The 13,142-nt window shown below is 61.5% G+C and carries 11 protein-coding genes; 5 read left to right on the top strand and 6 right to left on the bottom strand.

The annotated features are described in order from the left end of the window. Positions 1–38: 38 nt before the first annotated feature. Positions 39–281: a hypothetical protein gene (locus FYC77_RS13390; protein WP_149082002.1), complete on the bottom strand. Its 243-nt coding sequence runs from the start codon at positions 279–281 to the stop codon at positions 39–41. Positions 282–425: 144 nt separating this feature from the next. Between FYC77_RS13390 and FYC77_RS13385 the strand changes: the two genes are divergently transcribed. Then, positions 426–1,526, top strand: a complete 1,101-nt coding sequence (locus tag FYC77_RS13385) for a Gfo/Idh/MocA family protein (RefSeq protein ID WP_202911838.1) — start codon at positions 426–428, stop codon at positions 1,524–1,526. A gap of 170 nt (positions 1,527–1,696) precedes the next feature. Here FYC77_RS13385 and FYC77_RS13380 read toward each other — a convergent pair whose 3' ends face one another. Further along, positions 1,697–2,437 carry a sugar phosphate isomerase/epimerase family protein gene (locus FYC77_RS13380; protein ID WP_149082001.1) on the bottom strand — a complete coding sequence of 247 codons (741 nt, stop codon included), beginning with the start codon at positions 2,435–2,437 and terminating at the stop codon, positions 1,697–1,699. Positions 2,438–2,529: 92 nt separating this feature from the next. Then, the gene (locus FYC77_RS13375) at positions 2,530–3,411 is read right to left on the bottom strand and encodes an NAD-dependent epimerase/dehydratase family protein (RefSeq protein ID WP_149082000.1); all 882 of its coding nucleotides are present in this window, start codon (positions 3,409–3,411) and stop codon (positions 2,530–2,532) included. 117 nt (positions 3,412–3,528) lie between these two features. Between FYC77_RS13375 and FYC77_RS13370 the strand changes: the two genes are divergently transcribed. Continuing rightward, entirely contained in the window at positions 3,529–4,476 is a 948-nt protein-coding gene (locus tag FYC77_RS13370; RefSeq protein WP_149081999.1) for a mannonate dehydratase, read from the top strand. A 503-nt stretch (positions 4,477–4,979) separates the two neighbouring features. On the opposite strand, the gene FYC77_RS13365 is transcribed toward FYC77_RS13370, so the two are convergent. The 3 genes from FYC77_RS13365 to FYC77_RS13355 form a co-directional block, all read right to left on the bottom strand. Continuing rightward, positions 4,980–5,345, bottom strand: coding sequence for a glycoside hydrolase family 2 protein (locus FYC77_RS13365; RefSeq protein ID WP_149081998.1), 366 nt, complete (start codon positions 5,343–5,345; stop codon positions 4,980–4,982). Positions 5,346–6,233: 888 nt separating this feature from the next. Continuing rightward, positions 6,234–7,313, bottom strand: coding sequence for a TrmB family transcriptional regulator (locus tag FYC77_RS13360; protein ID WP_149081997.1), 1,080 nt, complete (start codon positions 7,311–7,313; stop codon positions 6,234–6,236). A gap of 82 nt (positions 7,314–7,395) precedes the next feature. Beyond that, complete coding sequence (locus tag FYC77_RS13355; RefSeq protein WP_149081996.1) at positions 7,396–9,618, bottom strand: glycoside hydrolase family 3 N-terminal domain-containing protein; 2,223 nt, start codon at positions 9,616–9,618, stop codon at positions 7,396–7,398. Positions 9,619–9,898: 280 nt separating this feature from the next. Between FYC77_RS13355 and FYC77_RS13345 the strand changes: the two genes are divergently transcribed. The 3 genes from FYC77_RS13345 (at position 9,899) to FYC77_RS13335 (ending at position 13,067) form a co-directional block, all read left to right on the top strand. Further along, positions 9,899–11,221, top strand: coding sequence for an extracellular solute-binding protein (locus FYC77_RS13345; RefSeq protein ID WP_162354530.1), 1,323 nt, complete (start codon positions 9,899–9,901; stop codon positions 11,219–11,221). Between the two features lie 149 nt (positions 11,222–11,370). Further along, positions 11,371–12,228 (top strand): carbohydrate ABC transporter permease, encoded by an 858-nt coding sequence (locus tag FYC77_RS13340; RefSeq protein ID WP_200840357.1) that lies wholly within the window; start codon positions 11,371–11,373, stop codon positions 12,226–12,228. Next, entirely contained in the window at positions 12,228–13,067 is an 840-nt protein-coding gene (locus FYC77_RS13335) for a carbohydrate ABC transporter permease (RefSeq protein ID WP_149081992.1), read from the top strand. The genes FYC77_RS13340 and FYC77_RS13335 overlap by 1 nt, the downstream gene beginning before the upstream one ends. The last annotated feature ends 75 nt before the right edge of the window (positions 13,068–13,142 follow it).

Genomic DNA, 13,142 nt, shown 5'->3' with positions numbered 1-13,142 from the left:
TCGCGTCCGACCGGCACCGTCTCGGAACGGCGACCGTCTCAGGACCGGCCGTTCGTCATCGCTCCACATCGCCAGACGCAGTAGCTGATCGGGACGATCGTCGCGACGAGAACTGCGATCGTCACGATCGAGATGACGTAGGCGTCCGTCTGCTGATCGCCCATCGCCATCGCGGTCACCGTCAACACCAAAAGCACCGTCGTAAACAACAAAAGCAAGTGGAGAAACGGCCGGTACTCACAGAGGACGTCCCAGAACCGTTCTTTCGGCGACATACTCATCGAATCGCCGACCTCCGTCCCGTCCACGTCGTCTCGAGCATGTTCGTTCTGGGTCGCTATACTCGGATAAAGGTTTGTGACCAGGGAGATCGATGTCCAACCGAAAGCACTATTTCCGGCGTTAGGAAAGGATATCGAAGACGAATGAGCGAGCATACAGTAGCTATCATCGGTACGGGGCCGGATCCGTCGAGTCCGACGGTCGACGGCTTCGCGATGGGGTATCGCCACGCGGAAGCGTATCGAAATCACGATCGGTGCAGAGTCGTCGCGTGTGCCGACGTCGTTCCCGAGAACGGCGACGCGTTCGCCGACGCGTTCGACGTGCCCGCGGAGAACGTCTTCGAGGACTACGAGCGGATGCTCGAGGCGGTCGGTCCGGATATCGTCAGCATCGCCGTTCCGCCCGCGATCCACGAGGCGATCGTCGTCGGCTGTGCAAAACACGACGCAGTCCGGGCGATCAACTGCGAGAAACCGATGTCCCACACCTGGGCGAGCGCCCAGCGGATGGTCCAGGCCTGCTGGCGGTACGACACCCAACTAACGTTCAACCGACAGCGGCGGTTCGCGAAGCCGTTCACCGAAGCCAACCGTCTCCTGGAGGAAGGCGAGATTGGCGACCTCTCCCGGATCGAGATCGGCTGGGGTGACTTTTACGATACGGGCGCCCACTCGGTCGACCTCGCGGGCATGTTCGCTGGCGACCGCCCCGCCGAGTGGGTTATCGCACAACTCGACTATCGGGAAGAGGACGTGCGATTCGGCGCGCATCAGGAAAACCAGATGTGGGCACAGTGGGCGTACGACAACGGCGTCCACGCCGTCTCGAGTACCGGCAGGCGGACCGAACTGATCGACAGCGCGTTCGTCCTGCGCGGTACCGAAGGCACCGTTCGGATCGACGTCGACGGCGGACCGATGCTCGAACTGGAGCGCGGCGGCCAGCGCGAAGTGATCGACGTCGACGGCGAGAACATCCACAACGCGGGCTCGGAACCGGCCGATCGACTCGGATCGTTCTTCCACGACCGACTCGTCGAACATCTGGTAGACTCGCTCGATTCCGGCGACGAGCCGGCCCTCAGCGGTCGGATCGGATTGAACACGGCCGAAATCCTCTTTGCGGGATACGAGTCGGTCCGCCGGCGCGGCCGGGTCGACCTCCCACTCGAGATCGACGACAACCCCTTCGAGGAGATGATCGAATCGGGTGTGCTCTCACCCGAGCCCGCAGACGACTGATACGGATTGCTGTCCCTGTGTCCCGCCGCTCCCGCAAAGCGGGCCCGGACACGGCGGTACTGATGGACAGCAAACCGTATGACAGCCGTCGCCTCCCTACCGGCGAACCGACCGGCGACCGCGACCCTCGGTCCGCTTCGAACGTCTCTACTCTTCGCTCGCGGCTCGACTCACCTGAAAGAGTCGAGCGTCTCGGCGCCGTGGGCGAGTGACTCCCGGGGTGTGTCGGGCTCGTCGTGCTCGTAGACGTACCACTCGACGTCGGCACGGCGGACCGCCTCGAGTGCGGCCTCGACGTCGAGGTCGCCGTCTCCGAGTTCGACACAGGCCATCGTCTCGGCGTCGGCGTCAGCGAAGTGAGCGTAGGAGATCCGATCGGCGTGTTCGTCGACGACCTCGACGGGGTCGGCCCCGGCCGCACGCGCCCAGCCGAGGTCGATTTCGAAGCCGACAGTCGGCGCTCGCGCGAGTAGTTCGTCCATCGCAGTTCCCTCGCCGAGGCTGACGAACTCCTGGTCGTGGTTGTGATAGTGGAGGTCGAACCCGTCCTCGGCGAGATCGGTGGCGACCCGCTCGAGACGATCGGCCGTGTCCGCGACCGCATCTTCGGAGGCGAACTGTTTGGGATCGAGCCACGGCACGACGAGCGTCTCACAGCCCAGCGTCTCGTACAGTTCCGTCATCGCCTCGTACTCCTCCTCTAGGGCCTCGAGTCCGACGTGGGCCGCCGCCGACTCGAGCCCGTTGCGCTCGAGCGCCTCGAGGACGGCATCGACGTCGACGTCGTCGGATCCGACGCGGTGGGCGAACTCCACACCGTCGAAGCTGGTGTCACCGACGAGGTCGAGAACCTCGGGGAGCGAGGCGTCGATGTCACGAAGCGAGTACAACTGAATCGCGGTCTGAACCATACCTCGAAAACGGGTACCGGTGGTGATAAACCTGGTGAGTGTCGTCGGCCGCTCGGCAAACACCCGGAGGACGCCGTCGACTCTCCGTCTCGTTACAGCTCCCGCCAACTTCGCTCGGGCGTCCAGCCCAGTCGTTCCTCGGCTTTGTCGACGCTGATGAGGGTTTCGTGGCCCTCGAGGGGTGATTCGATCGACGCGTCGGGGAAGTACTCCTCGGCCAGTCGCTCGGAGGAAACGTCGGCCGAGGTGTCTGTGGCGACCGCCCAGAAGGTCTCGTGACCGTCGAACTCGGCCTCGGCGGCGAGTCGAGCGATCGACGCCGCGTCGTCGATGTGGAGATACGAGAAGACGACGTCGCGGGTCGTGTGGTGCCAGGCGTCCTCGAGTCCCGCGAGCGAGCGGTCCGCTTCGGCGAACTCCTCGCGGAGTTCGTCGTCGGTGGCGACCCACGGATACCGAAGCGACGAGATGGTCGGGGCGTCGGGAAGGCGGCCGAAGCCGTCGGCGGTGACCTCCATCGTGTGCTTGCTCGTCGCGTAGGGATCTCGCGGGGTCAGCGGGTGATCCTCGTCGACGGGGAGATACCGGACGTCGGTCGGAGCCCTCTGGTAGGCTGCGCCCATCGCGTTGATACTCGAGGGGAGAACGACCGACTCGAGACCGAGTTCGTGGCCAGCCTCGAGGACGTGGTAGGCCGACATCACGTTGCTCTCGTACGTTCGGAATCCGGGGTGGTTCGTCGGTCCCGGAATCGTTCCCATGTGAACGACTGCGTCGGCATCGCTGCGGGCGATCGAACCGTACGTCTCGCCCGCATCGAGCAGGTCCGTCGAGCGGAACTCGTCGGAGACCTCCTCCCGGCGTTTCCCTCGTGCGATGTTTACCGTCTCGTACCCGTGCTCGGCGAACTCCGCGAGGATCGCTTCGCCGATCTTCCCGTTTCCGCCGGTGACCGCGATGCGTTCGAGTGGCATGGCTCGAGGTTCGGCCGTTCGAAAGGAATAGCTATCGATCCTGCAGACGTGTGTTCAGCTTCGCGACGCAACGAAGAAAAGCATAAGAGACGACGGGGTGATTCTCGAGTCACAACGATGGACATCGCACTCGTACTCCCCCCCGAACCCGACGAACGGTGGAAACTCGCGAAACAGGCCGGCGTCGACCACGCCGTCTTTCACTCCCTCGAGATCGGTGACGGAAGCCGTCCCTCGAGTTACGACGAACTCATGCCGTTGATTTCCCGGTATCGCGACCACGGGATCGAACCCGCCGCGTTCGAAGGGAGCGTCCCGGTGACGGACAAGACGCGACTCGCACTCGAGGGCCGAGACGAGGAGATCGAGGAGTTCTGTACCTTGCTTCGAAATCTCGGCGAACTCGGCGTCGAGGTCGTCTGTTACGACTGGATGGCCGGACTCCGGTGGGCCCGGACGTCGACGACGACGCCCGCCCGCGGCGGCTCACTGACGACGTCCTACGACGACGATCTGATGCGGCGGGGTCCGACGCCGGCTGCGGCCGAGACGACGACCGCCGAGGATCTCTGGGAGAACCTCGAGTACTTCCTCGAACGCGTCGTTCCCGTCGCCGAGGAGGCGGGCGTCAAACTCGGTCTCCACCCGGACGACCCGCCGCGCGAGGAGGTTCGAGGCATGCCCAGGATCATCAACAGCGTGGAGGCGTACGACCGTGTGCTCGACATCGTCGACTCGCCGTACAACGGCCTGACGTTCTGTCAGGGGAACTTCGCGGCGATGGGCGTCGACGTGCCGGAGACGATCCGTCACTTCGGCGATCGGATCACCTTCGTTCACTTCCGCGACGTCGACGGCGACGGCGACGCCTTCGTCGAGACGTGGCACGACGAGGGGCCGACCGACATGCAGGCCGCCATCGACGCCTACCGCGAGATCGGCTTCGACGGCCCCATCCGACCCGACCACGTCCCCACGATGGAAGGCGAGGATAACTCGATCCCCGGCTACCACATCACCGGCAAGATCTTCGTCGTCGGATACATGAAGGGCCTGCTCGAGTAACGACCGGCCGGGACCGCCAACAGAAACGTTCTCCACAGTGGATCCGAGCCAGCGACCACCTCGTTTTGCCCGATCGATCTATAAATTTAGCAGCTCATATAACTGTTCTGCCATTGGTTGATATCTGACTGAGTGGTGTGAAAGGCCGGACAGAGGTCCCACAAAAATGTAGAATCGCTATTATGTACCAGTACAAAAGACACTTTACGTAGGTATTTCGATCCACCGTCGCACGCTTCTCGACCGATCAGTCATGTCACTCGTTTCGGCAGCGACCGCGATAGCCTCTCGAGGATGTCGTCCGAGTTTCTCGTTACCCCAGATCGGTGGCCTCGTCGCCACCGTTCGGTTCAATCGTACTCAGGTCGAGGTCGGTGCGTTCCGTAATCCGTCGTTGCCCACGTCCGAACGGAATCGCCGTTTCTCCGTGGGAGGCGTCGTCGATAGTTACAGGAAACGGTCGGACACGGCGTGGAGATAACCCACGCGATCCGTGCTCGCGCTCAGTACGTCGATTCGAGGCTTCGAACCGACACCGCCTCCTCGAGTTCGCTCTCGCTGGCCGCTCCCTGGGAGGAGAGTCGAACGGGCTCTCCGGGGGTGAGGTGGACGTAGTTATCAGAGAAGTGCCCCGAGAGCGGCGAGGCGTCGACGGCGACGAACAGCGCCGCGTCGGTGGTCTCGAGGACGACGTCGGTACCCTCGACGTCGACGGTGATATCGGGTTCTGGCAGTTCGAGGTGTTTGAACGACTCGACGAAGGCGAAGTCGGGGTAGCTCTCGGCGTCGTCGACCGGGTGGAACTCGGTTCTGACGAACACCCACTCGGGGGGGACGTCGCCGAACGCGTCGTCCGGAACCGCCGTCACGGCGGCGACTCGCCTGGGTATCGATCGAGATTAATTCTTTGCGGGAGAACACCCGTTCACCATCGAACGTGTAGGCGTCGATCGCTTCTTCGAAGAGAGTCGATGGGTGTTCGACGGTTTCCGCGCCGAACTGAGCTTCGAACTCTGTGCGGATAGTTGGGTCCGCGTCGGTACCGACCAGGTCGTGTCCCAGTTGCCTGAGCGCCTGCGTGTGATTCGTCCCGTGGGTCCCTAACCCGACGATCCCGATCGTCAGCTGATGACGATTTGCATTCATACTACTTATGTTTGCACAACGGAATAAACACCCACCCCCGACCGCCCTGAGCGGGAGGATTGGCTGTGGTCGACGATACACCGGTTGATTTACAACAGTACAGATTTAAATCACGCGAGTCTCGTCAAACGTCCTGGGTGGATGAGATGTCGACCGGTAGATTACGGACATACTTTTGTAAATTTGTGCTCGAGGAAACATTCGATGGTTGATTTGATCAATAGAAAATAGTATTTTAGAAGTATGATTGCTGGTGTCGCTTGTCGTGGTTATACTGGCTTATGACGTCTCGTATCTGCACTTTGTATCAATACTACCCTTTTATGGTACTGGTACAAACATATCTTTTTTAGGTTATTTTGGGGACTACATGATGGATAGACAATATTTATGGGTGCCTCGAGTCGGGTTTTTTCACATATTTCGTCCGTATATTATCTCCTATCAGCTTCACTATATAATATCCATTCATCCGGGTTCCGTCGAATACCGGGATTGACGAGCCGATCTCTCCCTTCGGCGTGGTCAAGACGGACGGCTACACCGAACACGAAATCCTGGCAACGGGTTGACCGCGGCCCGCAGAACGAAATCGATCGAACGAGATCGGGTTATTCAGTCAAGCGATGGGGGAGGGTGATGTTCTCGAGGGTGATCACCTTTGCAGCGAGGTCCTCGAACACCGCACCCCACCCGCCAATGGTGTACGTCCCGTCCGTAGTCGTGATGGCCATGGCTGCCTTGCCGCCGAGGCGTTCGTACGTCGGCAACTCGTTGCGGTACCGGCCCGGATAGACGACCTCGGTGATCGTCCCGGAAATCGTTCGGTCCTCGCCCGTCTCGGGGACGATTCCCTCGACGCTGATCTCGAGGCTCGCTCCCTCCAGAAAGAGCGGTCCGATGTCGCGGATGAACCCCTGAATGCTCACGTACGACGTCGGTGGATCGTGACGCGGGAGGATCGGCTCCCAGATCGCCCACTGGCAGATCTGGAAGAACCAGTGAAAGATAAACGAGAGGAGCGGATCGTCGAAGACGAGCCCGAACGGTTCGCTGGGCCGCATATTTGGCGTATAACACGTCTTCGTGTGATCGATAACGGCGACGAACGGCCCGGGGATGTAACACGCCCGCACCTCCGAGGCGTACGGCTCCAGATTCTCTTCGAGCAGCTCGCTGGGATCGTTCGGGCAGTAGACGACGATCTTGATAACAACTCCCCGTTCTTTAGCCGCCTTCAGGTTGGGTTTCAACCGCTCGAACTGTTCGATCTGGCACGCGACTTCGATGCCGATCTCGGCCTCGTCGATCTGTTCTTTGGCACGTCTCACGACCGTATCCTCGCTTTTGAACACGGTCATGTAGTGGTCGCTCATCTCCGGCCGTTGCCAGCGCTCTTCGATCTCGTCGGCCGCCTCGACCAGCAGCGATCCGCGCTCGCGCAGATCCTCCAGGACGTGTTCGGGATCGACCGGGCGTGCGTGGAGCGTATCCTGCTCGAGCGTCTCGATGTACCCCTTGTCCTCGAGGGCACGAAGCACGTCGTAGATCTGTGAGGACGGGATCGAGGAGTTGTTCGCGACTTCCGTCACGGAGGCCATACCACGATCCAACAGGGTCAGATAGGCGTCGGTCTGATAGGAGGTCAACCCCCCTTCCTCGAGCGCCGTGCGAAGCCTGCTTCGATCCATGGGCTACCATCTGTGGTGGCAGTTAGATAATGGTTCGCTTCGCCGGCGGAGTGTTATACGTCCTCGGGGTGTCGGCGGAGGCTTATGCGTCCTCGGGCAACTCGACGGTCTCGGAGTGGTCGTCGATGTCGATTCGGTACGGACCCGGCTCGAGGATAGTGCCGACGTTCGGGACGTGGTACTCGAAGGCGGCCATCGGTAGCTCGACGGTCGCCCTCACGGTCTCATCCGGCTCTACAGTCACGCGGTCGAAGCCGACGAGCGAGCGGTTCGGTCGAACGCGGGACGCCTGGAGCTGGCGCGCGTAGATCTGGACGGTCTCCGTTCCAGTTCGATCCCCGACGTTGGAGACGTCGACCTCGACGGTAACCGCGTCGGCGTCGGTATCGTACGCGACGGCGAGGTCGTCGGTCTCGAACGTCGTGTAGCTAAGGCCGTGGCCGAACGGATACAGCGGATCGTACGAGTCGGGGTGTTCGTGGTCGCCGATCGGAGTCGGGTGGACCAGATGGTCGAACGTCTGGGGGAGCGCATCGGTCGAACTCGGGATCGTGATCGGAAGCCGACCGCTCGGATCGTTCTCGCCGAACAGCGTCTCCGCAATCGCGACGCCGCCTTCGGTCCCCGGGAAGTACGCCATGAGGATCGCGGGGACGTGTTCGGCCATCCAGTCGACGACGAGTGGGCGGCCGGTCACGAGCACGCCGACGACCGGGGTGTCGGTTTCGTGTACTCGCTGAACGAGTTCACGCTGTGGCGCTGAGAGCCGAAGTCCGGTTCGGGTCGGCCACTCGCCGGTTTCGACGCCAGCCTGCTCGGCGGGGCCGAACTCGTGGAGGTACCACCCTTCGCCGAGTGCGAGAACCGCCACGTCGGCCGCGGCTGCCTTCTCGACGGCATCGTCGACGTCCATCGTCTCGTTGAGCGTCGTCCCCTGGGCGTGCGTGACGGTTCCGGACGTCGACGCCGAGATCGCCTCGAGGATCGTCTCCCCGGGAATACCGTCGTCGTCGTCGACGCTCCAGCCGCCGAGTTGGTGGACCATGTCGTCGGCGTTTGGGCCGCCGACGAAGACGTCCTCGTCGCCGGACAGCGGGAGGAGGTCGTCGTTTTTCAGAAGCGTCATGCTGTCACGCGCCGACTGGCGTGCGACCTCGCGGTGATCGTCGTTGCCGAGCGTCTCCGTGACCGCCTCCTCGTCGACGAACGGCTCCTCGAACAGCCCGAGTTCGAACTTCAGGCGGAGCACGCGTCGAACGCTCGTATCGAGTGCATCCTCGGTCAGGTCACCGTCCTCGACCAGTTCGATCACACGATCGGCGTGCTCGATGTGGCCGACGGAGGCGATGTCGAGACCTGCCTGTCGGGCCTGTTTGACGGCGCTCGCGTGATTGTGGGCCGTCCCGTGATCCTCGAAGAGGTGCCGAATGCCGTCCCAGTCGGAGACGACGTGCCCGTCGAATCCGAGTTCGTCGCGGAGCAACGACCGAAGGAGCGAGACCGAGCCGTGGGATGGCTCGCCGTTGATCGAGTTGTACGATGGCATGACAGAGCGGACGTCCTCCGAGAGTGCACGCTCGAAAGGCGCGACGAACGTGTTCCGGAGTTTGTACTCGGAGACGTCGACGGGTGCGGCGTCTTCGCCGCGTTCGGGTTCACTGTACGCCGGGAAGTGTTTCGCAGTCGCGACGACGCCCTCGGGGTCGCCGACTCCCGATCCCTGATAGCCACGAACTTTCGCGGCGACCAGTTCGCCGACGAGGTGTGGGCTCTCGCCGAAGGTTTCGAACGCCCGTCCCCACCGCGGGTCGCGGGCGACGTCCGTCGTCGGGCTGTAGTTCTGGTGTGCGCCCGTCGCCCGAACTTCACTCGCCGTTACCGAGGCGGCCTTCTCGACGCCCTCGGGATCCCAGGTCGCGGCGGCACCGAGTCCGTTTGGAAAGACCGTCGCCCCGGTAATGTAGGCGTGACCGTGGACGGCATCGACGTTGAACAACAGCGGAATACCCAGTCGCGTCTCCTCCATCGCGTGACGCTGGAGTTCGTTGACGATCGCGGCTGCTTCGGCGGGATCCCTCGTGATCCCGGACCCCCAGCCGAACGGAGCAGCCGCCCCGACGTGTGCCTCGGAGATCGCCGTCTTCAGATCGTCGACGTCGTTCTCGTGTCGAAAATTCCCACCCCACGTCCCGGTCACCTGACCGGCCTTCTCGGCGAGCGTCATCCGCTCTACGAGGTCGTCGACGCGAGTCTCGAGGTCGATATCACCATCTCTAAACGCGGGCGTATCCGATTCTGAACGCATTGTCGTCCATTTCGAGGCACAATACTTATATTTTCGTACTCGACACGTCCGCCTGGAACTTGACCCCCAGTTGTACACACGCGCCCGAACGCGCATTCGACCATTCGAACAGGTGGTGCCGAAGCTAGATTAAAACCACAAGTTCGACCGAGAAATTTATACTCGCCTGGTTAGGATATTGATCGTTTTAGAAATGTTTAAGTGGGTTAACCCACACAATCTTTTTCGTATGTCACGTAATGGTATGGCACCAGTGTCGCGACGACAGCTGCTGGGATCGATGGGAGCAGGAACAGTACTGATTGCCGGTTGTATCAGTACCGACGACAACGGCGGTAACGGTGGTAACGGCGGCAACGGTGGTAACGGTGGCAACGGCGGTAACGGCGGCAACGGCGGTAACGGCGAGATGGCCGACGAAATCAACGTCTGGACCCACGGCACGCTTCCTCCCGCGTGGGAGGCCGCTGCCGACGAATATACCGCGGAGAACGACGGCGTCACGATCAACATCGAGGAACTGGGCTTCGACGAGAACATCTCCCAGTACAACACCGCCGTGGCGTCCGGCCAGGGCGCGCCCTCGATCGGTATCCAGGAGGGCCGTGACACGCCAGGGATGATCGCCCGCGGTGGCCTCGCGGATATCTCCGGAATGATGAGCGACGGCGCGGAGGACGTCTTCGTCGACTGGAAGTGGGCGCCGATCGAAGGCTTCGACGGCGACGGTATCTACGGCCTCCCGATGGACACCGCGCCGGTCGTCACCTTCTACAATCGGAGCATGTACGACCAGGCCGGTTTCGCACCTGAGGACATCGAGACCTACTACGACCTCATCGATCTAGGTGAGGAACTCGACGACGACCAGTTCGTTCTCTCGTGGGCACCGGAGATGCTCGGCATCCGCTGGGAGATCTTCTACCGCCAGAAGGGCGAGCAGATCTACACCGAGGACGGTGCGCTCAACATCGACACGGACGCGACGGCCGAGATCGCGGAGGTCATGCTCGATCTCTACGAGGCCGACGTGATGGATAGAACCGACGAGTTCACCGAAAGCTGGTTCGCGGCGCTCAACGACGATCGGTACGCGACCGTCACCTCCGGCGCCTGGATGGCCGGTGCGCTGGAAGATTCCCTCGAAGGGCAGGACGGCAACTGGGGAATGCACCGCTGTCCGGCACTCCACGACGGCGACGCCCGAGCGTCGAACCACGGTGGCTCGAGCGTCGTCTTCGCGAGTCAGCTCGACGACGCCGAGATCGCACGAGCGTACGACTTCGCGGAGTTCTTCCTCACCGACACCGAGCGCTGTATGATGCTGGGAACCGAAGCTGGCGTCTTCCCCGCGAACGAGGAAACGTACAGCGACTCCTTCTGGGAGGAGCCCCAGGAGTACTTCGACGGCCAGAGCTACGAACTGATCCTCGAGGTCGCCGAAGAAGTTCCGGAGCTCCGATACCACGAAGAACACGCCGAGGTCTTAGACGAGATGGAAACGCAGCTCGAAGAGGTCCTCCAGGGTAACGTCGCGCCCAACGAGATCGGTGCACAGGCCCAGGAGGCCGTCGCCGATCGTACCGGCCTCGACACCGCCTGAACAGGTATTCAATGTCAATACGAGAACACAGTAGTATACAGGCGGTTCGAACGGAGGGGCGAATCGCTCGAAATCGCGTTCGAGATTCACTCCCCTCCTTCCCGGGAGTGCCGTATCTGTACATCCTCCCATTCTTCATATTTTTTGCAGTGTTTTTAGCGTTCCCTGTCGTCTACACGCTCTACCTCTCGTTCTTCGAGTATCACGGAGTCGGAGAGGGGTTCCTGTTTGCGATCGACCTGGGTGTGTTCGCGGTCGAAGTTCCGCGCATCTCGAACGTCGAGTTCGTCGGTCTCGAGAACTATACCCGGATGGTCGGTGACGGACTGTTCTGGCTGTCGATGTGGAACACCGTCATCATCACCGTGTTCCAGATGCCGCTGATGGTCCTGGTTTCGCTTGGCGTCGCGCTCGCGCTTAACGCGTCGTTCATCAAGCTCTCGGGACTGCAGCGCACGCTGATCGCGCTTCCCGTCTCCGCGAACTTCGTCGCGTACTCGACGATCTTCCTGATGATCTTCTCCGAGCAGTTCGGGCTCGCAAACTACGTTATCCAACTCGTCGGGTTCGAACCGATCGCCTGGCAGTCAGATCGCTGGTGGGCACGCGTCATGCTGGCGATCACGCTCGACTGGCGCTGGATGGGGTACAACATGTTGATCCTCTTTGCAGGCTTACAGAACATCCCCGGTCGGCTCTACGAGGCGGCCGAAATCGACGGCGCGAGCGCTTGGCAGAAGTTCCGGTACGTGACCGTGCCACAGCTCAAACCGATGTTGCTGTTCGTGATCGTCCTCTCGACGGTCGGCTCAATGCAGCTGTTCTCTGAGCCGTTCATCATTACCGAGGGTGGTCCGAGCAACTCGACGATCACGATCCTCTACTACATCTATGATCAGGCGTTCGTCTACTTCAACCTCGGTTACGCCAGCGCGCTCACGTACGTACTCGTCGGCGTCGTCACGGCACTGTCGATCATCGAGATGAAAATTGGGGGTGAAGACTAATGTCGGTCGCTTCCAAGAAACCGGATCTGCCGGTTCAGTTCGGCGTCTACATCTCGCTTCTGATCGTCATCGTGTTGACGCTCGTCCCGTTTTACTGGATGATCGTCGGCGCGACGTTGCCACAGGATCAGTTCTTCACGTACCCGCCGCGGTTCCTCCCTGGAACCCACTTCTTCGAGAACCTCGCGGATCTCCGCGATCGGTTCCCGTATCTGCTGTCGATCTGGAACAGCATCTTCGTCGCGACGGTGTACACCGTCCTCTCGCTGTTCCTCTGCTCGCTCGCGGGCTTTGCGTTCGCGAAATACGAGTTCGCTTACAAGGAGTACCTCTTCTACTTCATCCTGGCGACGGTCGTGTTGCCGGTCCAGATCATGATTATTCCGCTGTTCCTCCTGATGGCGAACTTCGGTCTGCTCGATACGCACATCGCGCTTATCCTGCCGTTCGCGGCGAACCCGGTCGGTATCTTCCTCATGCGCCAGAGCATGAAGTCGATCCCCGACTCGTGGCTCGACTCTGCGCGGATCGATGGCGCCTCCGAGTTCCAGCTCTACTACCGGATCGCGTTGCCGTCGGTAAAACCCGCACTGGCCGCGCTCGCGGTCATCCTCTTTCTGTTCCAGTGGAACGCGTTCCTCTACCCGCTGGTGGTCCTCACCAGCGAGGAACTGTTCACCATTCCGCTGGCGATCGAGCGCCTCGTCGGTCAACACCGACTCTACTTCGATCAGATCATGGTCGCTACGGCGCTCGCGATCATCCCCATCACGATACTGTTCTTGCTCCTGCAGAAGTACTTCGTGAGGGGATTCGCCGGAACCGCGTACCAGCCGTAACGGACACGCGACTCCGGACGATTTTTTGGACGTCGAACTGACTCGCCCAGGGCGGGGAGTGATACGGGTTCTTGT

It is taken from the genome of Natrialba swarupiae, from assembly GCF_008245225.1.
GTDB classification, from domain to species: domain Archaea; phylum Halobacteriota; class Halobacteria; order Halobacteriales; family Natrialbaceae; genus Natrarchaeobius; species Natrarchaeobius swarupiae.
Note: the sequence above shows the minus strand (reverse complement) of the source record. Positions and strands in the feature narration are given on the sequence as shown.

Coding starts and splice junctions, on each gene's coding strand:
- FYC77_RS13390 (WP_149082002.1), bottom strand. CDS start 281: ATGAGTATGTCGCCGAAAGAACGGTTCTGGGACGTCCTCTGTGAGTAC.
- FYC77_RS13385 (WP_202911838.1), top strand. CDS start 426: ATGAGCGAGCATACAGTAGCTATCATCGGTACGGGGCCGGATCCGTCG.
- FYC77_RS13380 (WP_149082001.1), bottom strand. CDS start 2,437: ATGGTTCAGACCGCGATTCAGTTGTACTCGCTTCGTGACATCGACGCC.
- FYC77_RS13375 (WP_149082000.1), bottom strand. CDS start 3,411: ATGCCACTCGAACGCATCGCGGTCACCGGCGGAAACGGGAAGATCGGC.
- FYC77_RS13370 (WP_149081999.1), top strand. CDS start 3,529: ATGGACATCGCACTCGTACTCCCCCCCGAACCCGACGAACGGTGGAAA.
- FYC77_RS13360 (WP_149081997.1), bottom strand. CDS start 7,313: ATGGATCGAAGCAGGCTTCGCACGGCGCTCGAGGAAGGGGGGTTGACC.
- FYC77_RS13355 (WP_149081996.1), bottom strand. CDS start 9,618: ATGCGTTCAGAATCGGATACGCCCGCGTTTAGAGATGGTGATATCGAC.
- FYC77_RS13345 (WP_162354530.1), top strand. CDS start 9,899: ATGGGAGCAGGAACAGTACTGATTGCCGGTTGTATCAGTACCGACGAC.
- FYC77_RS13335 (WP_149081992.1), top strand. CDS start 12,228: ATGTCGGTCGCTTCCAAGAAACCGGATCTGCCGGTTCAGTTCGGCGTC.